Origin of the sequence: Chryseobacterium endalhagicum, assembly GCF_016745235.1 — a bacterium.
GTDB classification, from domain to species: domain Bacteria; phylum Bacteroidota; class Bacteroidia; order Flavobacteriales; family Weeksellaceae; genus Chryseobacterium; species Chryseobacterium endalhagicum.
Genome location: NZ_JAELVM010000003.1, coordinates 617162 through 642336, shown reverse-complemented (window position 1 = coordinate 642336; position 25175 = coordinate 617162). Strand labels below are relative to the sequence as shown.

Sequence of the window (25175 nt, the reverse complement as noted above, 5' to 3'; positions counted from 1 at the left end):
CTTTAGGTTTTATTTGTTGGCCTAAATATGCTCTGTTTTCATAATAATTACAAGATATATTTAAATATGTAGAATATAAATCTATATTTTTTATTTTATATAGAAAATATGTTTATTATATTTGAATTTGTTAAACTTTATCCAAAAAATTATCTATGAATTTTGATGAAACCGATAAAAAATTGCTGCTGTTCCTTCAGGAAGACTGTAAGCAGACCACCAAAGAACTGTCTTACAAGCTTGGTTTGTCCGTAACGGCTGTTTATGAACGGATCAAAAAGCTTGAAAATCTTGGGGTGATCTCAAAATATGTAGCCTTACTGGACCGGCATAAAATCAGCAGGGATTTTATTGTTCTTTGCCATATAAAACTCACCCAGCACAAAAAAGAATTTGTTCTGCAGTTTGAAAGAGAAGTTATGAATCTTCAGGAGGTCACGGAATGTTTCCATGTAAGCGGAGATTACGACTACATTCTTAAAATAGGCGTGAAAGACATGGAGGATTACCGTAATTTTATGCTGACCAAATTAACGGCCCTTCAGCACATAGCAAGTACGCACAGCTCTTTTATGATCTCTGAAGTGAAAAATACAACGGCTATCGTGCTGTAAATTATACGAGGACTCCGTTCTTGGAAGCAATAGGCTCAGGAAGATCATCATGTTCCCCGATCATTTGAAGGACATCAATTTCGATGGTCCGGCAGATGGAAAGCATGGGAATGTCAAACATCATTCCTTCAAACGGGTTTTCGGAATAATCACCGACTAATTCCATGACAATATAGATCCATCCGATGATGACGCAGAAAGGAACACTTATTAATATTCCCCAGTTTCCGAGCTTGGCAAATTCATTGACAAGCCCCAGCGGAAGAAGCATAATGAAAATCACATTGAAGATAAAGGCAGTACTGGCAAACTGTCGCGGTGAAGGGAATTTTTTAATTCTTTCCGCCTGTCCCTGATAGTCGTAAAAAAGATTCAGTGCTTCCTGCAGCTGCATTTGATTAAAATCTGAAATATCCCCGAAGTTTTTCAGGTCATTGACCTCTTTGGCCTGTTTTGAAATCAGGTAAGTGGCAAAATTCTTATATTCTGACTGTAATTCCAGTTCTTGTTCAGAAAGATATTTATGAAGGAAAATGGGAGTTCTCCCGTAATCCGGAAATCCGGCCTTGATCAGTCTGTGTCTTTTGATATTGATATCCCCGAAATGTCTTTTCTGCGACATATGCTCCCATTCCGTAGGAACCAGAAGCTGCTCACGGAAAGTATACAGCCACGCAATATGCCTGTAGGCGATTTTCTTCTTTATCGTTTCCGTTTCGCTATTGCCTTCACCATTGGTATTGAATGCATACAGCATAGAGACAAAAGACCGGCTGGAATTCACAATGCCACCCCAGATTTTACGGGCTTCCCACAATCTGTCATAAGCCTGGTTGTTTTTAAAACCTACATAAAAGGCTTCCGCAGTACCGATCAGGGCTACGGGCACCCAGGGAATGATCATCCACTTCCACTTAAAAAAATAGAAAAGTGCTGCCACTAAGCTGCACCATGCTGTAAGCCAGATAATATGTCCGCCTGCGAGATTGAGAACCTGTTTGTAATTAAAATATTTGGTGGTGATCATATTGTTTCATCAAGTTTGGTGTGCATATAAGCAAAAGAAATACCAAAACAAGGTATTCCTTTCGTTTAATAAATGTAATAAAAAAACCTCTAAGAAAATTAGAGGTTTCATATAATTAATATGGGTTGATTAATTTTTCAGCATTTCTTCAATCTTTCTGCTTAATTTTTCAGCATTGGGAAGCATTTCTTTTTCCAGTACCAGATTGATAGGAACCGCCGGAACATCCAGAGATCCTATGGTTTCTACAGGAGCATCCAGATATTTGAAACAGTTTTTCGAGATACGGTGTGCAAATGCTTCGGCAAATGAATTGTTCAGCTGCTCTTCCGTAAGAACGATACATTTTCCGTGGGCTTTTACTCTTTCGAATACCAGTTCTTCATCAAGAGGAATAATGGTTCTCAGGTCAATTACTTCAACTCTTCCGTTAAAGTTCTTTACAGCCTCTTTTGCCCAGTAAACGCCCATTCCGTAAGTAACCACCAATAAAGTTCTTCCTTTTTCGGTTTCATTCTGATCAGCTTCAATGATCACTCTTCCTTTTCCGAACGGAAGGATATAGTCTTCTGCCGGCTCAATCGTCTTGGCATCTTCAGTTCCCGGAACTTTGCTCCAGTATAAACCTTTGTGCTCCAGCATGATTACCGGATTCGGGTCGTAATAAGCTGCTTTTAATAAGCCTTTGAAATCGGCAGCGTTGCTTGGGTAAGCGATCTTGATTCCTTTAATATTGGCCAAAATACTTTCAACACTTCCACTGTGGTAAGGCCCGCCGCCGCCGTAAGCACCAATCGGTACACGGATAATATTGCTTACAGGAAATTTTCCCTGACTTAAATAACTTGATTTTGAAATTTCAGTGATAAGCTGGTTGATCCCCGGATAAATATAATCTGCAAACTGAACTTCTACAATAGGCTTTAATCCTACCGCGCTCATTCCTGCAGTAGACCCGATGATATAGGCTTCCTGAATTGCTGTATTGAATACTCTTTTGCTTCCGAATTTTTTCCCTAAAGTAACGGTCTCTCTGAAAACGCCCCCGATTCTTTCTCCTACATCCTGTCCGTAAAGAAGTGCTTCAGGATGTTTCCACATCAGCTCCTGTACGGCGTGGATAGCAGCATCCACCATAACGATTTTTTCTCCGCCCGCAGGTTCACGTGTTCCCGTTTCCTCAGTAATCGGAGTGGGAGCGAAAACGTGCTGCATTACTGTTTCAGGCTTCGGATCTTCTGCGTTTTTAGCTTTTTCAAAAGCTTCTTCTGCTTCAAGACGGGCTTTTTTAGTGATCTGTTTCAAAAGATCTTCATCAACTCCTGATTCCAGAAGCTGTTTTCTAAGGATTTCACCCGGATCTTTAGCTCTATGTTTTGTTAAATCTTCTTCGTCTCTATAAAATTCTCTTCTTACCCCGGAAGTGTGATGCCCGATAAGAACCGTTTTAGCACAAACGACCAAAGGCTTTCTTTCGTTTCTCACAAAATCAACAGCCTTTTTCATAGCTTCGAAACTTTCCACAAAATCAGTTCCGTCTACACGCATTCTGCTAAGGCCGGTAAATCCTGCCACGAAATCGTAGGCGTCACATGTTCTTGCTTCCTCTTTGGTCACAGAAATTCCCCATTCATTATCCTGTACAAGGAATATAATAGGAAGCTGATGAAGGGCTGCAAACTGCAAAGCCTCACTTACTTCACCTTCCGTTACCGAGTTGTCTCCAAGGCTGCAAACCACAACAGGATTATTTTCGAATTGCTGTAAATCAAAATCCTGGATATATTTTATACCTTGCGCAACCCCTGTAGTAGGGATCGTCTGCATTCCTGTTGCAGAACTCTGATGGATGATTTTCGGTTTGTTTTCATCTCTGCTTGATGGGTGGGAGTAATAGGATCTTCCTCCTGAAAAAGGATCTTCTGCCTTTGCCAGAAGCTGCAGCATAAGCTGATAAGGTTCAAAACCTATTCCTAGCAGAATACTTTCATCACGGTAATAAGGAGATACCCAGTCTTCTTTTTTCAGCTGATAAGCAGTTGCCAGCTGAATGGCTTCATGGCCTCTTGAGGTACTATGAACATATTTACAGATATTTCTGTTTTCTTCATAGATATCCGCCATGGCTTTGGCCAGCATCATATGATTGTACGCCTTAAGCAAAATATCCTGAGAAACTTTTTCGTGAAGTGTATTTTCCATAGGAAGCAAATATACACAAAAAAACAAAATACGAACAAGTGTTAGTGTTTTCTTGAGATTGTTGTACGAAAGGATTTATTATGTGACAGATTTTTAAATAATCAGTGCTTTCAGGCTGTGTTCTTTATCATAGTTTACCTATACAAAAAAGCCGCTTTCAACATATGAAAACGGCTGGAATGAATAAAGAATTAATTGACTATTCTTTAATAACTTTTTTGGAAACTGTTTCTTTTTCAGTTTTTACTTCAATGATATAAATACCTTTAGTGAATGCTGAAAGGTCTAAAGATTCAGTATCACCATTGGTTGTTCCGCTCTGTAATTTTTTACCTGAAAGGTCATACACACTGAAAGCAGCCTTGCGAGGTGCATTTAATATCTTAACAATATCCTTCGTAAGGGTAGGGGCAATCGTAATTGTTGACGCTGCCTTCGTTTCCTGGGTGGCAAGCACTTCATTGCTGTAACCGCTAACCAGAATGGAATAATTTTGAGGAGCGTTCACACCCGCATTATTCACAAGATTTCCTTTGTTTGTAATTTCTATTCTGTAGTTTCTTCCTGCAACCGGAGCATCAATTACCACCTGCTCTACATTGTCTACCGTGTTGTCAGCCTTTGTAGCTGGCGTCATCGGGCTGTTGGCGTTCAGTTTCCATGGATAATAAATTGTATTATCAGTAGTATCTATGATTCTTAAGTCTAGATCATTAACAAGCCTGGAAGCCCTGTTGTTGTAAACATCTGCAACTGTTAAAGTAGCTGCTGCCGGAAGTTTGTATTCAGGATCAATCCATGAAATGGTTACTTTAAGAGGCTCGCTGCCGGAAGCCGTTACGGTTTTACGGTTCGCGGTTCCGCTGTTAAGTACTTCATCTTTAAATATGATGGTATTGTTGGATTTTGCAACAAGCAGTTCGGCTCCTTTTTTAGCATTGATGAATCCCCAGCCATGCCAAGGATCCGGGCCCACGTTTCCTGCTTCAGATGCAGAGTGGATCGTTAATACTTTGGCTGATGACGCATTAAATTCTGCATTATTAAACAATTGCTTATTAATCTGAGTCCACAATCCGATAATTCCGGTAACTACCGGTGCGGAGTAAGAGGTACCGCTGCCTACAATATAAGTACTGCTTCCTGTTGTATCCTCAACGGTAGAACCACTGGCAACATTGGTTCCCACGGTTGTAATATCAGGTTTAATCCCACCATCATCCCTTGGTCCTGCGCTGCTGTAACTGGAACGGACAACATCTGCCGCTGCGGTATATCTTCCGTCGTTGGCTGTGATTATATCTGATGCACCCACCACGATAATGTTTTTTGCTAATGAACCGGGGCCGATACAGTCATATCCTAAAGAGCAGTTGTTGGGCGGAAGGTTGGCCGCATTGGCTGTAAACTGTACATATTGGGTTGGTGTTACTGAAAAATTCTTATAGTATTTTGGAGTATTATTGCCAGTAGGTCCCATTCCAAAATAGTTTCCTGAGGACTTTACAATAATATAGGACGGATTGTTATAAACAATCTGATCATAATTTTGATCATTAGAATAATAAGTTCCCTGAAGATCATAGATGTTCGTACCTCCGGCTTCATAATTCCCGTTCCACACCAATCCATTGGGCTGATTCGGATCGCTGTCCGTCCATCCCTGATTGGTTCCGTAAGAATGGTTGGATATTTTTGGCTGTGCGGTCAGTATTTTTTGAAATACTGTACTGGTACTGGCATTTCCGGGTAGTGTGGTGGTTTGAAATGAATAAGAATCCATCGTGGAATTCATCGCTATTCCTTTAGGGTTATAGGTATTGCCGCCGCCGGAAAGACTAGCAGGCTTAGCTCCAATAAATCCCCCAACGTTGGTTGCATGAGCACTGTAATTCATTGTGCTGGCTTCCATATTCGTTATTCTGTTGGGAGCATTGTTGAAAAGGCTATGCCCACCAAATATTCTTCCGCCATCAAACACGGTGAACTTAATGTTTTCACCGTTAAAAGAGCCATTCAGTCCATTAATGGTACCGTTCTGAAGAAAATCAGAATTAGAATTTTTAATCTGGTTAATATCTTCTGACTGATGGAAATAAGGGTTTCCGTTTAGTGAAAATCCTGCCAGGTTGGCCCGCTGTTCTTCAATTTTCTTTGCAACGTCAGGATTTCTTTCAGTTCCATAAAGTTTGGCTGCATAAGCATCAAATCTTTCATTGTTCTCAGTATTCTGCCTGGAGAATTCTCTTTTTAAACTTTCATTATTATTTTGTGCACTTAAAGTTATAACGGCCAAAGTGCAGACCGGGATAAAAATTTTTCTCATAACAGTTTATATAATTATAATATGATGTAAATATATAAATAAAGGTTATTGTTTTTAACTTAAGTGGTTGTAAATGAATTGTTTGGTTTAAATTTTGAATTAATTTTTATCTATTGATGAATATTTTTTATAAAATAAAAAGTATTGCGTTTTTTTATTCTACAGAAAAAATTAATATTATGTTTAGTTCGCCTGAATAAACTGTTTTTTATTGTGAATTATATTTTATTATCAGTGTAAAATAGATTGTTTTCATAAGAATATTTTGTTTTATTGTGAAAAATCTATTCCTGTTCTTTGATGTTTTTCCTGCTGAATTTTTGAAAAAAATGGAGTAACTTTACATTCTCTTTTTTAAAAAAGTTAGAAAATTATATGTACTTAATTTTTGACACAGAAACAACCGGTTTACCCAAGAATTTCAATGCTCCGCTTTCAGACTCTGACAACTGGCCAAGAATGGTTCAGATTGCATGGCAGATCCACGATGATGATGGGAAATTAATTGAAAACCAGGATTATATTATAAAACCTGAAGGGTATGATATTCCCTTCAATGCCGCAAGAATTCACGGAATTACCACCAAGATCGCCAATGAAGAAGGACGTGACCTGCAGGAAATCCTGGAAGAGTTCTCAAAAGCGCTGGACAGGGTAAGAGTAGTCTCCGGACACAACGTGGAATTCGATTATAATATTGTAGGAGCAGAATTTTTCAGAAAAAATATAGAGGACAATCTTCAGAAAAAGCCCAAAGCCGATACCATGGTTTTAGGGACAGATTACTGTAAACTTGGAGGCGGAAGAGGCGGAAGATACAAGTCTCCAAAGCTTGAAGAGTTATATGAAAAACTCTATGGACATAAATTTGATGAAGCTCACAACGCTGCTGCCGACGTAAATGCAACAGCCCGGGTTTTCTTCGAAATGATGAGGATAGGCGTAATTCCTGCCGAAGTACTGAAGATCTCTGAAGATCAGCTGACCTATTTCAAAACACTTTATCCGGACCCGATACAGGCGTTTGATATTGTGATCCGAAGACAGGTTGCAGATTTCAATAATAAGAAAAAACAGCAGGATTTTGGAAGTATTGACGAGATTGATATCGGAAAATATTTCAATTTCAACAGCCACAGTGTTTTCTCCACCTTGATGGCCACTTCCAGCATCAATGATCTTATAAAAAAAGCTGCCGATGATAACTTTCCTGCCGTAGGAATGGTGGATATCGGAAATATGATGGGAGCTTTCAAATTTGTTTCAGCTGTAGAATCCGCGAATTCAGACCGTTCAAAAAAACATAAGGAATTCCTTGCGAAAAAGCAGGAAGCGGAAGAGAATGGAACAGAATTTACAGAAGCAGAACCCGTTTCAACGCCGCTTATCCCTGTTGTAGGCTGTGAATTTTATATTTCAGAACGATACGAGCAGAAGCAGTTTACCAAAGATGATCCGGACAGAAGAACGCAGATGGTTCTTTTGGCCAAAGATTTTAACGGCTATAAAAACCTCGCCAAACTTTCCAGTATAGGATTTTTGAAAGGATTCTATTTTGGAGTGCCGAGGATCAGCAGGGAATTAATTGCTGAATACAAAGAAGGATTGATTGCCGTAACCTCCGGAATTTTAGGTGATATTCCTGATGCGATCCTTAATACGGGAGAGCAGAAAGGGGAAGAGCTTTTCAAATGGTGGAAAGAAACATTCGGGGATGATTTCTATGTACAGCTTCAGAATCATAAACTTCCCGAGGAAGAGCATTTGAATGAAGTTTTACTCTATCTGGCAGATAAATACAACACCAAAATTCTGGCCCAGAACGAAACATTTTATACCCACAGCGATGATGCCAATATCCAGGATATTGTAAGCTGCATCAAAGACGGTGAAAAACTAAATACCCCAGTAGGAAAGGGATTCGGAAAACGAAGAGGGCTTACCACGGGAGAATATTATATAAAAAACAGTGAAGAGATCAAAGAAGCGTTTCTGGCTTATCCGGATGCTTTTGAGGCTTATGATGAATTCCTCGCAAAATTCAGTCCTTATACCTTAAAAAGGGATGTTCTTCTTCCAAAATTTGATATTCCTGAAGAATTTATCCGTCCGGAAGATGCTGTGGATGGGGGTAAAAGAGGGGAGATGGCCTACCTGACCCATCTTACCTATGAAGGAGCGAGAAAAAGATATACTGAAATTACAGAAGAAATCAAAGAACGTCTGGACTTTGAGCTTGATGTAATCGCCAATACCGGATACCCGGGATACTTCCTTATTGTACAGGATTTCTGTAATGAAGCCCGGAATATGGGCGTTTGGGTAGGACCGGGAAGGGGATCTGCAGCAGGTTCTGCGGTAGCCTATACCATCGGGATTACCAATGTAGACCCAATTAAATATGATCTCCTTTTTGAGAGATTCCTGAATCCGGAGAGGGTTTCCATGCCTGATATTGATATTGACTTTGATGATGAAGGAAGGGATAGGATTATTAAATGGGTAATTGAAAAATACGGCCAGAGCCAGGTAGCGCAGATCATTACTTACTCGGTTCTGGGAGGGAAATCAGCCATCAAGGATGCCGGAAGGGTATTGGATCTTCCGATTCCTGACACGAACAATATTGCAAAACTGATCCCGGCCAGCCCGGGAATGAATATTGCCAAAGCTTTGGCAAAATACGACAAGCTGAAGCCTGAAGAGCAGATGCTGGTAGATGAAATGAGGATGGTGCTCGATAATCCTGAGGATCCGCGTTTCGATGTACTGGCGAGTGCGAAGAAAATGGAAGGCTGTATCAGGAACACGGGAATTCATGCCTGCGGGGTGATCATTACGCCTGAAGATGTGAGTAATCTTGTTCCGATAACGATTGCAGCGAAAGATGCCGATATCTTGGTTTCCCAGTTCGATAACTCGGTAGCGGAAAGTGCAGGACTTCTGAAAATGGACTTCCTGGGACTGAGAACCCTTACGATTATTAAAGATGCGATGAAACTGGTTAAGCAGAGACATAATATCGATCTTGATCCGGACGAGATTCCGCTTGACGACGCCAAAACCTACCAGTTATTTAAAGAAGGAAGAACCATCGGGATTTTCCAGTATGAAAGTCCGGGAATGCAGAAGTACATGAGAGAGCTTAAGCCTACGGTTTTTGCCGACCTTATTGCCATGAATGCTTTATACCGTCCGGGCCCGATTAAATATATCCCGAACTTTATCAACAGAAAGCACGGAATCGAAGAAATTGTTTACGATTTACCGGAAACTGAAGAATATTTAAAAGAAACCTACGGAATTACCGTATACCAGGAGCAGGTAATGCTTTTATCCCAGAAACTGGCCGATTTTACCAAAGGTGAGGCGGATACGCTGAGAAAGGCGATGGGTAAAAAGCAGATTGACGTTCTGAATAAAATGTACCCTAAATTCATTGAGGGCGGAAAGAAAAACAATCTGGATGAAGACCGTTTAAACAAAATCTGGAATGACTGGAAAGCGTTCGCAGAATATGCCTTCAACAAGTCCCACTCTACCTGTTATGCTTTGATTGCTTATCATACAGCCTATCTGAAAGCGAATTTTCCGGCAGAATATATGGCGAGTGTGATGAGTAATAACATTAACAATACCGATTCTATTACGATGTTCATGGAAGACTGTAAAAGTATCGGGGTGGATGTTTTAGGTCCGGATGTGAATGAATCCCAGTATAAATTCTCTGTAAACGAAAAAGGACAGATCCGTTTTGGACTGGGTGCGATTAAAGGAATCGGAGAAGGACCGAGTGAGGCTATTACAAGAGAAAGAGCCAATGGAAGATTCAAAAATATCTATGATTTCTTTGAAAGGATTCTTCCTTCCCAGATGAATAAAAGAGTGGCAGAAAGCTTAGTGCTGGCAGGTGCTTTCGATGAACTGGGTTCTTACCACAGAGGCCAGTATTTCGATATTGATATGGCAGGGAAAACTAACCTTGAACGGTTGATCAGATACGGACAGAGTTTCCAGGAAAGCAAGAATGAAATGGAACATTCTCTTTTTGCTGATTTTGCCGATGAGGTACAGATCGAGCAGCCCAAACTGCTGCCTTGCCCGGAATGGCCGAATATGCACAAGCTTAATAAAGAAAAAGAAATCATCGGATTCTATCTTTCTGCGCATCCGCTGGATGAATTCAAATATCAGTTCCAGTTTATGCAGGGACAGCTTTCCAAAAAAAGTGTACTGGAAAAAGAAGGAGAAGAAAAAACGGTAACAGATGAAGTGCCTATTTTAGAAACGGATACCCAGGATGAAACGGTAGACCTTACGGAAATTATTTCTGATGATCTGTCCATCGGTGAAGAGGAAGTAATAGAGGAAGTGATGAAAAAAGCAGAACCGAAAGGTAATTTCCTCTTTTTAAACCTTGATGAGGTGGATGCTTATAAAGAACAGGCTTTCTCCAATAAACAGGAAGAACTGTTTGAGGAAAAGAAGAAAGACTGGAAAACCATGCAGAAGGAGCGCGAAAATGGCGGCGCCGGAAAAGAATATACAGTGGCCGGGCTGATTACGGAATACAGGGTTCAGGATGGCTTCAGAAGTGGTGAAAAGGTAGCTTTTGTTACCCTTGAAGATTATTCCGGGTCGTATTCTTTCAGGTTGGGAGACCGGGATTATATGCGTCTGAAGGAAAAGCTGGAGGTTCAGAGGTTTGTGATTTTTAAAATAAAATTTGCACAGGTGAAGGATGGAAGGGTTTTCGTGAATGTGAACGATGTGATTGAACTTCAGGAAGCTTTTGAGAGATTTGCCAAAAGCATTTCCCTGGTGATGGATGTGATGGATGTGCGTACGGAAGACCTTGAGTTTTTCAGAACGGTTCTCGACAGGAATAAAGGAAACCAGAAGCTTAAATTCTTTATTAAAAATATTGATGATGATTCCCATATTGAAGTGCAATCTATGAAACATTCCGTGGATCTGAACGGTGATCTGATCAAGCAGATTCAGCTCCTTAACAAATATGAGTTTTATTTGAACTAGGATTTGTGAAATATCTTATAAAAAAGCGGCATTTTTTGCCGCTTTTTTTATTAATAATATATCGTTATTTGGTGAAAATTTTAAATATTTTTTTATGTTAAATAGAAATTTTTCCATTATTTGTGACTTTAAAATTTAATTTAAGTTGTTGTTAATCAGTGGTGTTGTGTTTTTATCAGGGTTGATTATTTAACATTAAAATTAAATATATGTTTAATTTTAGGCAATAAAGTAATTATTTTAAGAATATTTCACTAATATTTTATGATAATTTTAGAATTTAGAGGGAATATTTGTTTACTTTTACCCTCTAATTTTATTTTTACTACATATGAAAAAACTTCTACTAACGTGTCTGGCTTCCATGAGTATGGCGGCTTATGCACAGGTAGGTCCGCCACAGGCAGCAAACCCCAATACCAACAATGGGTACGGGTTTACGCAGAGCAGCGGAACCTACACTCCGCTGTCAGCAGGTCGTACCATCTGGCAATCCGGTGCAACTCTGGGAACAGATGCTGTATCGGCAGCTATTAATTTACCGTCGGTTTTTAAATACAATGGTAAATCCTATTCCAGCGTTTACATCAGCAATAATGGTTTTGTAACGCTTGGTACTCCCGCTTTAGCAGGTACTTACAGTGGTCTTTCTACGGATACCACTACGCCGTTTGAAGGTTCTTTTGCAGGATTTGCTGTTAACCTAAGACATGCAAGTACTACAACGTCTGAAATTTCCTATGAAACCGTAGGCTCCAAATTTATTGTTCAGTTTACGGATCTGCAGGGGAACTCTGCTGCAGCTGCCCAGTTGCTTAACTTTCAAATACAGCTTGATCTAACATCCAATACAGTGGATATCGTATATGGAAATTGTGTTTCTGGAACTGCGACAATAACTGGACAGGTGGGGATACGGGGTGCCGAAAGCTCTGATGTTAACAACAGAACGGGATCAGACTGGACCGCTACCGCTATCGGAACATCCAATACTTCCAGCTGTACTTTAGGGACAAGCAACGGAACTACAGTTCCTGCTTCCGGTCTTACTTTTACCTATACTCCGGGAACATGGATTGCTGCACCAGCAACCTATGCCACATTGCCTTTCACCGAATCTTTCGGATCATGGGCAAACGGAAATTCAACAGGCGATCTTCCGAATGCTGCCAATTGGAGAACATGGCCTTCAAGAGGGGATAACTCCTGGAGAGCAAGTGATAATTCCACTTCCGGATTTTCAAGTGTGTCCGGATGGACCAGTACAAGTGGTACCGCTACTGTTGCTGCACCTGCTGTGGCTCCTACGGCAAGATTTCACGCGTACAATACAGTAAATGCTTCAGGGTATATGGATTTATACATTGATTTATCCGCCGGTGCCGGAAGCAGAATATTAAGTTTTGATTATATTAACCCAACCGGAACGGATAACCTGAAAATACAGGTTTCCACGGATGGTGGAACAACATTCAATGCTGTAGGCTCTACTTATGGTGTTTCAGCATCATGGTCAAGCAAATATGTTGATCTGGGAACCAGCAGTGCCACTGCAATAGTGAGATTCCTGGCAACAGGTGATAACGGAAGTGATGATATTTATATTGATAATGTAAGTATCAGTGCTGTTACCTGCTTAATGCCGGATACAGTTACTGTAGGGACTTCAACAGCTACTACAGAATCTGTAAGCTGGACTATTGCTACCCCTGCACCTTCTTATGATATTTATTACAGTACAACCAATACCGCTCCTACCAGCGGAAGTACACCTAATGTAATAGGTGCTACAGGAACAACCAATACCCTGATCAACCTGAATCCGCTTACCACGTATTATGTTTGGGTAAGATCCCGTTGCAGCACTACGGATCAAAGTATCTGGATTGCCGGGCCATCCTTTACCACCAAAGCATTCTGTCCGGTAGTTTCAGCGCCTGCTGCTTCTGCATCCGGAGTTTCTTTGACGCCTACATTTACATGGGCTGCAAATGCTGATGCCACAGGATACAGACTGACTATCGGAACTACATCAGGAGGTACGGATATTTTAAATAATGTAGACCTTGGTAACGTTACAACGTATACGCTGCCTACAGCACTTAACACCTCTACAACTTACTATTATACCATAAACTCTTATAACGCCGGAGTAACTTCTACGTCATGTACAGTGAGAAGTTTTACCACCATTTGTGGTGTGATCACGCCGGTTTATACTAATGATTTTGCTTCATTCCCTGGATCATGCTGGTCTCTGGCCAATGGCGGAACACCTGCTACCGGTCCTGGTACAGGTACTACGAATTACTGGGTTAATGATGGTTTCCTTAACGTGGGATCTTCAGGAGCTGCCAGAATGAACCTTTATTCTACAGGAAGAAACGGATGGTTAAAATCTCCTGCCTTTAATCTGTCTGCAGGAGGATACAGAGTGAAGTTTAACTATGGAGTAACCGGTTATGACGTTACAACAACCAGTGTTATGGGTTCTGACGATATAGTGCAGTTCCTTGTTTCTGTAGATGGCGGAACCACATGGGAAGTATTAAACACCTGGAACGCAGCCAATGCCCCTAACAATACTTCAAATACCTATACTTTTGACTTAAGTAACTTTTTAGGAACGAATACAGTATTTGCAATATACGGAAGTGACGGTGCAGTTAATGATGCCCCTGATTATGATTTCTTTGTAGATAATTTTGCAGTAGAAGCAATTCCGGCTTGTGATACTCCTGGAAGTTTAAGTCACTCAGCGGTAACAGATGCTTCAGCTACAATTTCATGGGTTGCTCCATCAGCTGCTCCGGCGAATGGATATCAGTATTATTATTCAACAACTAATACGGCTCCTGCTTCCGGAACATCTACTGCGGCTATGACTCAGAACCTTGGTCCTTTACAGCCTCAAACTACCTATTACTACTGGGTAAGATCTATGTGTGCAGGTATGGAAAGTGCATGGGTTTCGGGATCTTTCACAACGCTGGCAAGTCCGCCTGCCAATGATAACTGTGCTTCTGCCGTGGATTTGGTAGTAGGAGGTACATTTGCACAAAATGCGGTAACAGGAACTACGGCAGGTTCTACAAATACACCTGCATTAACAGCCAGCTGTCTTACAACGACAACGAATGTTGCAGGAAATGTCTGGTATAAAGTAGTGGTTCCTGCTTCAGGAAGTGTTACCGTTGAAACAGATACAACTACAGGTACAGCATTGACCGATACAGTGATGTCAGTATTTGCAGACTGTAACAGTACGACTTCTATTTCTTGCGATGATGATTCCGGTAATGGTAACTTCTCAAAAGTTTCTCTTACAGGGCAGACGCCTGGTGCAACACTTTATGTAAGTGTGTGGAGATATTCCAACGCAGGAGGTGGAACAGACGGGCAGTTCAAGGTTTCTGCTTACGACGCATCTCTGCTGGCAACTTCTGAAGTTTCAGCAGCTAAAAATGATCTTAAAGCTTATCCGAATCCTTTCGCAGATGTCCTGAATATTTCTGATATTTCAAAAGTAAAATCAGTATCTATCGTGGATCTTGCAGGAAGAGTAGTGAAAACTATTGATAATCCTTCGTCAGCGCTTCAGTTAGGAGACCTGAAACAAGGTATGTATCTTGTGACGCTTAATCTGAAAGACGGATCTAAACAGACCATTAAGGCCATTAAAAAATAATATTTTTATTGACCATGTGATATAGAACAGCAGCCGGAAGGCTGCTGTTTTTTTTGATGAAGATCTTTTGTTGAAGCTGTCTTGTATAAATGGGCGGAAAATTTAGATAGGGGATTATTTTAAAAATAAATTTCATATGGTGAATTATAGATAATTGTTAAAATATGAAACAGGATTCCATTATTAATAATAAGAAATAAATGAAGTGTTTGTTTTTTATGTAATTGATTGATTTATTGCTCTAATGATGAAATATTTGATACATTACCATTATTAATTTTAAACTCTTAGGATATGAAAAAACTCTTATTTTTTATGACAATGTTTCCTGTTTTTATCTTTGGACAGTGGACAGAAAATTTTGATTCCGGAACGACACTTCCCACAGGTTGGGCTGTCATTAACGGCGGCGGCAGTAATGGCTGGGATATTCGTGTGCCGAATATAGGAACAGCACAGTCCGGTACAAACGTAGCGGGAATTAAATATAATTCTACAGCTCATGATGATTATTTGATTACAAAAGCTATCAATGTTCAGGCAGGGATTAGTGACAGATTTTCTTTCTATATAAAATCAGGATATACATTCGCTCTGGAAAATTATGAAGTCCTGCTTTCAACAACAGACCAGACACAAGCAGCTTTTTCCACAGTGATTCAGGCTACGTCAAAGGCTTCGGGTACATGGACACAAAAAACAATTAGTTTATCTGCATACGTGGGACAAACGGTGTATGTAGCAATTCATGCAACGGATACAGATCAGTTTTATCTTTTTGCAGATAATTTTGTTGTAGATACACCTCCTACCACCGCACCTGCTTGTACAACATTTACTTTGCCGGCAAATGGGGCTACAGGAGTAAATGCAGACGGCATCCTGAACTGGAATCTGGTATCAGAAGCTACAGGATATAAAATTAAAGTGGGTACTGCGACCGGAGGCACTGATATTGTAAATAATACCGATGCAGGAAATGTGAACACCTATAATATTCCGGGCAGCCTCAGTCCTCAGACAACATATTATGCCACAGTGATACCATATAATGCCATTGGTGATGCTGTAGGATGTTCTGAAATTTCATTTACAACATTGGCTGCTCCTGCTAATGATAATTGTTCAGGAGCCATAGCTTTAACAGTTGGAGGAAATTTCGCAGCAAATGATATTATTGGAACAAATGTAGGTGGTATTACCGATGGTACAACAACCTGTCAGTCAAACAGGGCTGATAATGTTTGGTATTCAGTGGTAGTTCCTGCATCCGGATCTGTAACCGTAGAAACGAAGGCGGTTACCGGATCAGGGTTTATAGATTCTGTCTTATCTGCTTATACAGGAAATTGCGGAGCATTGGTGGATTTAGCTTGTGATGATGATAATGGTGATGGCAATTACTCTAAAATTGCTTTAACCGGTCAAACACCAGGCTCTACAATTTACTTCAGTGTTTGGAGGTATTCGTTAGGAACTGGTGTAGACGGAGAATTCCAGATTTCTGCTTACGATTCCTCTCTGCTGGCAACGTCAGAAGTTTCAGCAGCTAAAAATGACATCAAAGCCTATCCGAATCCTTTTACAGATGTTCTGTCTATTTCAGATATTTCTAAAGTGAAATCAGTATCTGTACTTGATGCTGCAGGAAGACTAGTGAAAACCATTGATAATCCTTCATCAGTACTTCACTTAGAAGACCTGAAACAGGGAGTTTATCTGGTAACTCTTCACCTGAAAGACGGATCTAAACAGACCATCAAAGCCATTAAGAAATAATATTTTTTTTTGACTATATAATATAAAACAGCAGCCGGAAGACTGCTGTTTTTTTGATCTATCCATTTATAAATTATTATGTCCAAAATGGGAGATAAAATGACATCAAAAACCTAATTAAGCTATTTTGTTTTTTTTGCTATTATAAGTTAATAGTTAATAAAATAATTGAATGATATAAATTTGGTAAAATACAATTATTTAAATGTTTAATTGTGCTTAATTATTGTGTTTTTATTAAATTATTAAATTTAATTGATAAGTTTATGAGGTAATTTTAAAATTTCACAATATGAAAAAAATGTTTTTTTTACTTTTAATTTTTCCTGTTTTTATTTTTGGATATGGAGCAGAGAATTTGGACTCCGGAACGATGTTTCCCAGAAGCAGAAATGTTATAGACGGAGGGGATGTTAATAGTTGGGTGGCCAGACCACATTTTTCTGCTTTAGTACAATCAGGAATAAATGTAGCTGCAATCCAATGTAATCAGCCCGCCCGTTATTTAGTTACAAAAGCTTCGGTACCGGAGAATGATAACTGTGTCAATGCAGTTTCACTGTCTGTAAGCAATACGGCTGTATGTACAAATCCGATAAACGGTTCTACTAATGGGGCAACCCCAAGTAATGATGCACCTCCGCCATGTCATACAGGTGAGGCAGATGATGACGTTTGGTATTCATTTACCGCCACAGCTGATGCGCATATAGTTAATGTAAATTATACGGGGGCCGAAACCAGCACGCAGGTTTACTCAGGGTCTTGCGGAAACTTGACTTCTATTGTTTGTGATTTTGGAGCCTACGGAAACTCCAATGTGCTGGTACAAAATCTTACCGTTGGAGAACTATATTATGTAAGGGTATATTCAACAATAGATTATCCTTCCGTAAGCTCTAATTTTCAGATTTGTATCACAACGCCTGTGATACCTTCCAATGATACATGTTCTGGTGCTATAGCAATACCATGCGCAGGTACCGTAGAAGGTAATAATGCTCTGGCAAACAGAGAAGTCCTTACAGGTGATATTTGCGGAGAGGTTGCTCCTAATGCAATTTCAAGAGGAGTATGGTATACAGTGAAAGCTCAGACTACAGGAACAATTACAGTGAGTGCCTGTGGTACCGAGTTTGATGCATACCTTAGAATATATTCTGGAAGCTGTTCTGCTCTTAGATGTATTGGGGCTGCAGAAGATGGATGTGAAGGTGATTACAATACGTCTTCCTTCCCGGCCTATACATTTAATGCAACAGCTGGTACCACATACTATATTTTGTTGACAAGCTTTAATGCACAGTTTGGGAATTATAAGCTTTCTGTTGCACAGAATTGTATTCCGTTGAATACATCCCGTATTGAAAAAGAAGATAGTTTTAAAGGATATCCGAATCCTTTTACAGATATTCTTGATATTTCTAATATTTCCAAAGTAAAGTCGGTATCTATTGTCAATTCTGATGGAATTGTTTTGAAAACCATTGATAATCCTTCATCAGTACTTCACTTAGAAGACCTGAAACAGGGAATTTATCTGGTAACTCTTCACCTGAAAGACGGATCTAAACAGACCATCAAAGCAATTAAAAAATAATCATTAGTGAATATATTTATCAGAGACGGCCAAAAAGCCGTCTCTTTTTTCATGATAAAAAAATTGTAATTATGTTTTTTTCATTAAATTTGTTTTAACCATAAAAAAAATATATATGAGAAAGATTTTACTTGTGAATTTATTAATGATTAGCGCATTTGCCTTTGGACAGACTTATTGCATCCCTGAATTTGATGAAGGATGTGATGGCGGAGATATGATCGACAGTTTTACGATCCCATCCGCCGGATTCAGTCATCTGGATACAGGGTGCAGCCAGTCGGCGTATGGAGATTATACCAGCCAGACCATCAACATGAATGCAGGTGTTAATTATTCCTTTTCTGTTACCCATGGATATGAAGACCAAGTCGTAAGGGTCTGGATAGATTTTGATAACAACGGAACTTTTGATGATACAGCTCCGGAGCTGGTAGGTGAGGCTTCCAGTGGAAGTAATTTATTTACTGACGGTGTGATCACAATTCCTGCCACTGCAACACCGGGAACGTATAGAATGAGGATAGCAGACCGTTTCCTGAGCGATCCTGAACCATGTAATACAACAGGGTATGGAGAAGCACATGATTATACGGTGGTTATCGGAGCTGTTCCAAGCTGTCTGGCACCGGGTAACTTATCATCAAGTTTGGTTACATCCAATTCTGCGACTGTTTCCTGGACTGCATCTACCAGCGCGGTGGGAGTAGGTTACGACTATTATTATGATCCATCAAATACAGCACCTACAAGTGCTACTGCAGCTACAGGAAGTGTAGGAGCAAATGCCTTATCAGTGCCATTATCCTCGCTTACCCCGGCAACCACTTATTATGTATGGGTAAGATCTGTATGTACTGCTACAGATAAAAGCGGATGGTCTGTAGGAACATCATTTACGACTGAGTGCGCTGCTGTAACTCCTACAACAACGTATACCAATGATTTTGCAACATTCCCGGGAAGCTGCTGGGAGCAGGCTTCAGGCGGTGATGCCACAACAGGACCTACCGGAACAGATGAGTCATGGTTTGACGGAGACTTCCTGAATGCAGGCGATGGGAACAACGCTGCAAAAATCAACCTTTATTCCGATGATACGGCAGCATGGCTGAAAACCGTTCCTTTCAATCTGTCAGCAGGAGGATACAGAGTGAAATTTGACTATGGAGTTACAGAATTTTTTGATGTTACGCCTTCAGCTATGGGATCGGATGATGTGGTGCAGTTCCTGGTATCAGGTGACGGCGGAGCTACATGGACTGTTCTGCAGACATGGGATGCAGCCAATACACCAACCAATACTTCCACGACCTATTCTTTTGATTTGGCAAATTATACAGGAGCGAATACCGTATTTGCATTTTTTGCTTCGGACGGAACAGTAAATGATTCTGAAGATTACGATTTCTTTGTTGATAATTTTAAAGTAGAATCAGCACAATTGGCAACATCAGAAGTGACCAAAGCGAAAGACGTCATTAAGGCTTATCCAAACCCTTTCACTGATGTACTGAATATTTCCAAAGCAGATCTTGTAAAATCTGTTTCAGTATCCGATGTATCAGGAAGATTGGTGAAAACCATTGATAATCCTTCTTCATCCCTTCACTTGGGAGATCTGAAACAGGGATTGTATTTCCTTACCTTAAACATGAAAGACGGTTCAAAACAAATGATCAAAGCGATCAAGAAATAAAGAATAACAACAGTATCATATTGAAAAAAGACGGCACCAGCCGTCTTTTTTTATGTTACTCATCACTCATCACTCATCATTTTTCACTTATCACTTATCACTTATTCGGCACTGGCTGAATATCTCCCGTATTCATACTCTCAAAGACAGCAGGGAAGAACATCACCAGTATAAAATAGATAATGATCATTAATACAATTAAAGCAAAAAGGATAATGACCAGACTGTTCGGTTTATTTTTCTTTTGTGGTTCCATGATTTTTGTGGTATTTGGTTAATAGATTAAATATCAATACCAGATACTAAGCTAATTTCTTGCCACATTGTTTACAGTATCTCGCATCATCATCTATATCTTCATTACCGCACTGGTCGCAGATCTTTTCCAGGTTCTGTCTTTTGTTCCGCATTTCAGCTGTTACAATTCCGGTGGGAACCGCAATAATGGAGTAACCTGCAAGCATTAAAATAACGGCAAAAAACTTACCCATTGGAGTAATAGGCGAAACATCCCCATAACCTACCGTAGTTACTGTAACGACGGCCCAGTAGATAGACTGCGGAATGGTTTCAAAGCCGGGTCTTCCGCCTTCCACCATAAACATCAGAGAACCTACGATCACTGAAAAAATGATAAGGAATAACAGGAAAATATAGATTTTTCTGGAGCTGTTCTTTAAGGCACGGACGATAAGGTAACCGTCATTCATAAAATCAAGAAGATTGAATATCCTGAAGATTCTCAGCATTCTCAGCATTCTGAAGATCAGGAAATACTTGGTGACAGGAAAGAAAAAACTCAGATAAAAAGGAACCAGCGCAAGAAAATCTATAATCCCGAAAAAGCTGAAAATATAATGTTTCTTATTTTTAACGACACTGATCCGCAGCCAGTATTCAATCGTGAAAAATATAGAAATGACCCATTCCAGGATGATGAATGTTTTATGGAACCGTTTATCCAGTTGAGCAACACTTTCCATCATGATAATGGCTGTGCTTATCAGGATCAGTGATAATAAAATAATGTCAAATAACTTTCCGAGTTTCGTGTCGGCACGGTAGATAATCCTGTAAAGAAATCTTTTCCAAAGCTTGTCTTCGGGAACAAGATTATGTTCTCTTTCCATTTTTAATGTTTTTTAAAATTAACAAATAATCGTTATTTTCGTAGCAAACATACAGAATAAAATGACAATAAGCGAAGTAATTTCAAAAATAGAGAACCGTATTCCCCTGCAGCAGGCAGAAGATTTTGACAATGTAGGACTGCTTTGCGGAGTTCCGGACCGGAATGTGAGCGGAATACTGGTGTGTCATGATGCTCTGGAGAATGTAGTGGAGGAGGCTATTCAGAAAAACTGTAATATGATCGTATGTTTTCACCCTATTATTTTTTCAGGATTAAAATCCCTGACCGGGAAAAATTATGTGGAAAGAGCGGTTTTAAAAGCCATTGAAAATAAAATTGCCATTTATGCCATTCACACAGCATTTGATAATGATTTCTTTGGCGTAAACCATGGAATCTGCACCCAACTGGGATTAAAAGATCTGAAAATCCTTCAGCCTAAAAAAAATAATTTAAAACAGCTTACCGTCTTTGTTCCGAAAGATCATTCTGAAAAAGTAAAAGAAGCATTATTCAGTGCCGGAGCCGGAAATATTGGTTTTTATGACGAATGCAGCTTTACGCTTAACGGAAATGGTACTTTCAGACCCATTGAAGGTTCAAACCCGTTCTCCGGACAGCAGAACATCCGTGAAAATGCTGACGAAGATATGATTTCAGTGATTTTTGAAGACTATAAAAAAGGAAGAATTATTTCAGCACTGAAAGCCGCGCATCCTTATGAAGAAGTGGCTTATCAGGTGTATCAGCTGGACAACGAGAACCAGCATACAGGTCTGGGAATGTACGGAGATTTTGAGGAAGCGGTGGATGAACAGGAATTTTTAAGATTTGTGAAAGAGAAATTCGGACTGGAATTAATCAAACATTCAGATTTTACCCATAAAAAAATCAAAAGAGTAGGGGTTCTGGGAGGATCCGGAGCCAGCGGAATCAAGGCGGCTTTGGCTCAGAAATGCGATGCCTATCTCACCGGAGATATCAAATACCACGACTATTTTCTGGCAGAATCCAAAATGATGATCTGTGACATAGGCCATTATGAATCCGAACAATTTGTAACTCAACAATTATTTGAAATTTTATCACAAAAATTTAGTACATTTGCAATTTCAAAATCTATTGAAAAAACAAACCCAGTAAATTATTTCATTTAAATATGGCAAAAACCAACGATATTTCAGTTGAAGAAAAATTAAGAGCTTTATACGATTTGCAGATCATTGATTCAAGATTGGATGAAATCCGAAATACCAGAGGAGAATTGCCAATTGAAGTTGAAGATCTTGAAATTGAGATTGAAGGACTTGAGAAGAGAGCTGAAAAATTTCATGCAGACATCAAAGATCAGGACGATCAGATCAAAACCAAGCATGAAGTGATTAACCATGCAAAAACTTTAATTGAAAAATACAAATCTCAGCAGGATAATGTAAGAAACAATAAAGAGTTTGAAGCATTAGGAAAAGAAATGGAGTTCCAGGATCTTGAAATTCAGCTTGCTGAAAAGAGAATTAAAGAATTCGGAGCTAAAATTGCTCACAAAAATGAAACTTTAAGCGAGCTTAACGACAAAATCAGTGATTTGAAAAACCATTTGAAATTCAAAAAAGAAGAATTGGATGGTCTTATCTCTGAAACTCAGAAAGAAGAAGAATACTTAATTGAGCAGTCTAAAGAGTTTGCCGGTAAAATTGACGAAAGATTGCTTTCTTCATATAACAGAATCAGAAAAAGCTCTATCAATGGATTAGCTGTAGTAGGATTGGAAAGAGGAGCTCCGAAAGGATCATTCTTCACCATTCCTCCTCAAAAGCAGATGGAGATCGCGCAAAGAAAGAAAATCATTATTGATGAGCACTCTGGGAAAATCCTTGTTGATGATGAGTTGGTAATGGAAGAAAACGACAAAATGAAATCTGTAATTAAATTCTAATTACAATTCGTAAATAATATTAAAAAGTGCTTCAGAAATGAAGCACTTTTTTTGTTATCCGGAAAAATGGAAATATTTTTTTATCTCCCGCAGATTTAGCCGATTACACAGATCTCATAGCGTGGAAAATATTCAATAGGAACGGGCTTTAGCCCGTTCTCACAGAAAATAGTTATCATTTTCAATATTCAGAAACAGCAGGTTTCGTAGATACAACTGAAATATTCAATAGGAACGGGCTTTAGCCCGTTCTCAAATATTAATATAATGAAAAAGGCTTTAGCCAAAACATAGCAAAAGACATAAAAAAAGCTGCTCCATTTGTGAAGCAGCTTTTGTATTATTAATCGTGGTGTTCGTACATTTTATTGTACAGATCCATGAATTTTTCTTTGATCGCTTTTCTTTTAAGCTTTAAAGTCGGGGTAAGGAGTCCCGTATCAATCGCCCAGACTTCAGGGGTAAGCTCAATTTTTTTGATCTTTTCCCAGTTTCCGAGGTGTTCGTTGATGCCTTCCATTTCTTTCTCAATTCTTTCCTTCAGTTCAGGGCTTTTGGCAATCTCAGCAGGGGTGGAACCGATATTCAGGTTATTTCTCATCGCCCAGTTTTTAGCAAATTCAAAATCAGGCTGTACCAGTGCGCAAGGCATTTTTTCGCCGTCACCTACCACCATGATCTGCTCTATGAATTTGGATGCTTTCGCCAGATTTTCAATCGTTTGCGGAGCGATATATTTTCCGCCTGAAGTTTTGAACATTTCCTTTTTACGGTCAGTGATCTGAAGGAATCCTTCTGAATCAATATGTCCGATATCTCCTGTTCTGAAATAGCCGTCCTCTGTGAAAGCTTCTTTGGTCATTTCTTCATTTTTAAAATAACCTTTGAAAATAGACGGTCCTTTTACCGTAATTTCACCATCTTCCTGGATCTTAACCTGTAGATTATCCAATGGAATCCCCACGGTGCCTACCTTCATTTTATCAAAACTGTTCACAGCGATTACGGGAGAAGTCTCTGTCAATCCATAGCCTTCCAGAATAGGAATTCCGGCATTCTGGAACATCATATTTAATCTTGTAGACAAAGCTGCAGAACCGGAAACCAATGTCACGATTTCGCCACCCAAACCTTCTCTCCACTTGGAAAATACCAGTTTATCTGCAATGATTTCCTGCAGTCCGGATGGTTTTGAAATGGTTTTCTTTTTGGTGATCAGATTCAGTGCCCAGAAGAATATTTTGGATTTCAGGCCGCCCGCAGACGATCCTGTGTTATAGATTTTATCGTAAACTTTTTCTACCAATCTCGGTACTACCGTCATATATTGAGGCTTCACTTCCTTGATGTTTTCGCCCATTTTGTCAATACTTTCGGCAAAATAGATGGAAAAACCATTGTACTGGTACAGATAGAAAAGCATTCTTTCAAAAATATGGCAGATCGGAAGGAAGCTTAACGCTCTCGAATCCTTATAATCAAGACCTTTTCTCTTTGGAATTCTTGGAATTGAACCCAGAACGTTCGAAACAATATTGTGATGCGTAAGCATGACCCCTTTTGGCCTTCCCGTGGTTCCGGAAGTATAAATAATAGTAGCAAGGTCTTCAGAATTGATCGCGTTGGAAAGGTCTTCTACCTCAATTTGAGTTGAGTCATCTTCACCCAGATCCAGAATTTCTCTCCAGTTGGCTGCTCCGCTGATAGTATCGAAAGTAAAAATACCCTGTAGAGAAGGAATATTGTGTTTTACTTTCATCACCTTCGTAAGAAGTTCCTTATCTGACACAAAGCAGTACTGTATTTCAGCATTATTAAAGATAAATTCATAATCTTCAGCAGAAATACTCGGATATACAGGCACGGAAACCACACCGATCTGAGACAGCCCCAGATCCATAACAGCCCATTCCGTACGGGAATTGGTAGTGATCAAGGCAATCTTATCTCCAGGCTTAATACCCAGTTTTAAAAGCCCCCTTGATATCTTATTTCCCTGGTTGATAAACTCCAGTGTAGAAGTTTTTTTCCATTCGCCCTGATATTTCGTCACAAACATATCCGTTTTAGGAAATTTTTCTAAAGCGTACTGTGGAATATCGAATAATCTTTTGATCGTCATGATTTTTTAAGCA

Annotated in this window: 14 protein-coding genes; 8 read left to right on the top strand and 6 right to left on the bottom strand. The window is 39.6% G+C overall.

Annotation, left to right across the window (positions count from 1 at the left end):
* The first annotated feature begins 155 nt into the window (after window positions 1-155).
* Window positions 156-614 (top strand): Lrp/AsnC family transcriptional regulator, encoded by a 459-nt coding sequence (locus JET18_RS18465; RefSeq protein WP_202093521.1) that lies wholly within the window; start codon window positions 156-158, stop codon window positions 612-614.
* A gap of 1 nt (window position 615) precedes the next feature.
* On the opposite strand, the gene JET18_RS18460 is transcribed toward JET18_RS18465, so the two are convergent.
* From JET18_RS18460 to JET18_RS18450, 3 genes are all read right to left on the bottom strand, one after another.
* Window positions 616-1641: a bestrophin family protein gene (locus JET18_RS18460; protein ID WP_202093520.1), complete on the bottom strand. Its 1026-nt coding sequence runs from the start codon at window positions 1639-1641 to the stop codon at window positions 616-618.
* 129 nt (window positions 1642-1770) lie between these two features.
* Window positions 1771-3843, bottom strand: a complete 2073-nt coding sequence (locus JET18_RS18455; protein ID WP_202093518.1) for an alpha-ketoacid dehydrogenase subunit alpha/beta — start codon at window positions 3841-3843, stop codon at window positions 1771-1773.
* 199 nt (window positions 3844-4042) lie between these two features.
* Window positions 4043-6169 (bottom strand): S8 family peptidase, encoded by a 2127-nt coding sequence (locus JET18_RS18450; RefSeq protein ID WP_202093516.1) that lies wholly within the window; start codon window positions 6167-6169, stop codon window positions 4043-4045.
* 375 nt (window positions 6170-6544) lie between these two features.
* Here JET18_RS18450 and dnaE point away from each other — a divergent pair, with 375 nt between their 5' ends.
* The 5 genes from dnaE to JET18_RS18425 all read left to right on the top strand — a co-directional run bounded on the left by dnaE (window position 6545) and on the right by JET18_RS18425 (window position 19972).
* Window positions 6545-11206 (top strand): DNA polymerase III subunit alpha, encoded by a 4662-nt coding sequence (gene dnaE / locus JET18_RS18445; protein WP_202093514.1) that lies wholly within the window; start codon window positions 6545-6547, stop codon window positions 11204-11206.
* A 331-nt stretch (window positions 11207-11537) separates the two neighbouring features.
* A complete protein-coding gene (locus JET18_RS18440) occupies window positions 11538-14894 on the top strand; it encodes a fibronectin type III domain-containing protein (protein ID WP_202093513.1) in 3357 nt (1118 codons plus the stop codon).
* Between the two features lie 294 nt (window positions 14895-15188).
* Window positions 15189-16673 (top strand): T9SS-dependent choice-of-anchor J family protein, encoded by a 1485-nt coding sequence (locus JET18_RS18435; protein WP_202093511.1) that lies wholly within the window; start codon window positions 15189-15191, stop codon window positions 16671-16673.
* Window positions 16674-16965: 292 nt separating this feature from the next.
* The gene (locus tag JET18_RS18430; RefSeq protein WP_202093509.1) at window positions 16966-18273 is read left to right on the top strand and encodes a T9SS type A sorting domain-containing protein; all 1308 of its coding nucleotides are present in this window, start codon (window positions 16966-16968) and stop codon (window positions 18271-18273) included.
* Window positions 18274-18388: 115 nt separating this feature from the next.
* Window positions 18389-19972: a GEVED domain-containing protein gene (locus JET18_RS18425; protein WP_202093507.1), complete on the top strand. Its 1584-nt coding sequence runs from the start codon at window positions 18389-18391 to the stop codon at window positions 19970-19972.
* 97 nt (window positions 19973-20069) lie between these two features.
* Here JET18_RS18425 and JET18_RS18420 read toward each other — a convergent pair whose 3' ends face one another.
* On the bottom strand, window positions 20070-20228 hold the full coding sequence (locus tag JET18_RS18420; protein ID WP_162265933.1) for a hypothetical protein: 159 nt from the start codon (window positions 20226-20228) through the stop codon (window positions 20070-20072).
* A 46-nt stretch (window positions 20229-20274) separates the two neighbouring features.
* Window positions 20275-21102 carry an ion transporter gene (locus JET18_RS18415; protein ID WP_202093505.1) on the bottom strand — a complete coding sequence of 276 codons (828 nt, stop codon included), beginning with the start codon at window positions 21100-21102 and terminating at the stop codon, window positions 20275-20277.
* 61 nt (window positions 21103-21163) lie between these two features.
* Here JET18_RS18415 and JET18_RS18410 point away from each other — a divergent pair, with 61 nt between their 5' ends.
* On the top strand, window positions 21164-22261 hold the full coding sequence (locus JET18_RS18410) for a Nif3-like dinuclear metal center hexameric protein (RefSeq protein ID WP_202093504.1): 1098 nt from the start codon (window positions 21164-21166) through the stop codon (window positions 22259-22261).
* A 2-nt stretch (window positions 22262-22263) separates the two neighbouring features.
* On the top strand, window positions 22264-23040 hold the full coding sequence (locus tag JET18_RS18405; protein ID WP_202093495.1) for a zinc ribbon domain-containing protein: 777 nt from the start codon (window positions 22264-22266) through the stop codon (window positions 23038-23040).
* A 343-nt stretch (window positions 23041-23383) separates the two neighbouring features.
* On the opposite strand, the gene JET18_RS18400 is transcribed toward JET18_RS18405, so the two are convergent.
* A complete protein-coding gene (locus JET18_RS18400; RefSeq protein WP_202093493.1) occupies window positions 23384-25162 on the bottom strand; it encodes an AMP-dependent synthetase/ligase in 1779 nt (592 codons plus the stop codon).
* Window positions 25163-25175 lie beyond the last annotated feature (13 nt).

Coding starts and splice junctions, on each gene's coding strand:
- JET18_RS18435 (WP_202093511.1), top strand. CDS start 15,189: ATGAAAAAACTCTTATTTTTTATGACAATGTTTCCTGTTTTTATCTTT.
- JET18_RS18410 (WP_202093504.1), top strand. CDS start 21,164: ATGACAATAAGCGAAGTAATTTCAAAAATAGAGAACCGTATTCCCCTG.
- JET18_RS18455 (WP_202093518.1), bottom strand. CDS start 3,843: ATGGAAAATACACTTCACGAAAAAGTTTCTCAGGATATTTTGCTTAAG.
- dnaE (WP_202093514.1), top strand. CDS start 6,545: ATGTACTTAATTTTTGACACAGAAACAACCGGTTTACCCAAGAATTTC.
- JET18_RS18400 (WP_202093493.1), bottom strand. CDS start 25,162: ATGACGATCAAAAGATTATTCGATATTCCACAGTACGCTTTAGAAAAA.
- JET18_RS18405 (WP_202093495.1), top strand. CDS start 22,264: ATGGCAAAAACCAACGATATTTCAGTTGAAGAAAAATTAAGAGCTTTA.
- JET18_RS18440 (WP_202093513.1), top strand. CDS start 11,538: ATGAAAAAACTTCTACTAACGTGTCTGGCTTCCATGAGTATGGCGGCT.
- JET18_RS18425 (WP_202093507.1), top strand. CDS start 18,389: ATGAGAAAGATTTTACTTGTGAATTTATTAATGATTAGCGCATTTGCC.
- JET18_RS18465 (WP_202093521.1), top strand. CDS start 156: ATGAATTTTGATGAAACCGATAAAAAATTGCTGCTGTTCCTTCAGGAA.
- JET18_RS18430 (WP_202093509.1), top strand. CDS start 16,966: ATGAAAAAAATGTTTTTTTTACTTTTAATTTTTCCTGTTTTTATTTTT.
- JET18_RS18460 (WP_202093520.1), bottom strand. CDS start 1,641: ATGATCACCACCAAATATTTTAATTACAAACAGGTTCTCAATCTCGCA.
- JET18_RS18415 (WP_202093505.1), bottom strand. CDS start 21,102: ATGGAAAGAGAACATAATCTTGTTCCCGAAGACAAGCTTTGGAAAAGA.
- JET18_RS18420 (WP_162265933.1), bottom strand. CDS start 20,228: ATGGAACCACAAAAGAAAAATAAACCGAACAGTCTGGTCATTATCCTT.
- JET18_RS18450 (WP_202093516.1), bottom strand. CDS start 6,169: ATGAGAAAAATTTTTATCCCGGTCTGCACTTTGGCCGTTATAACTTTA.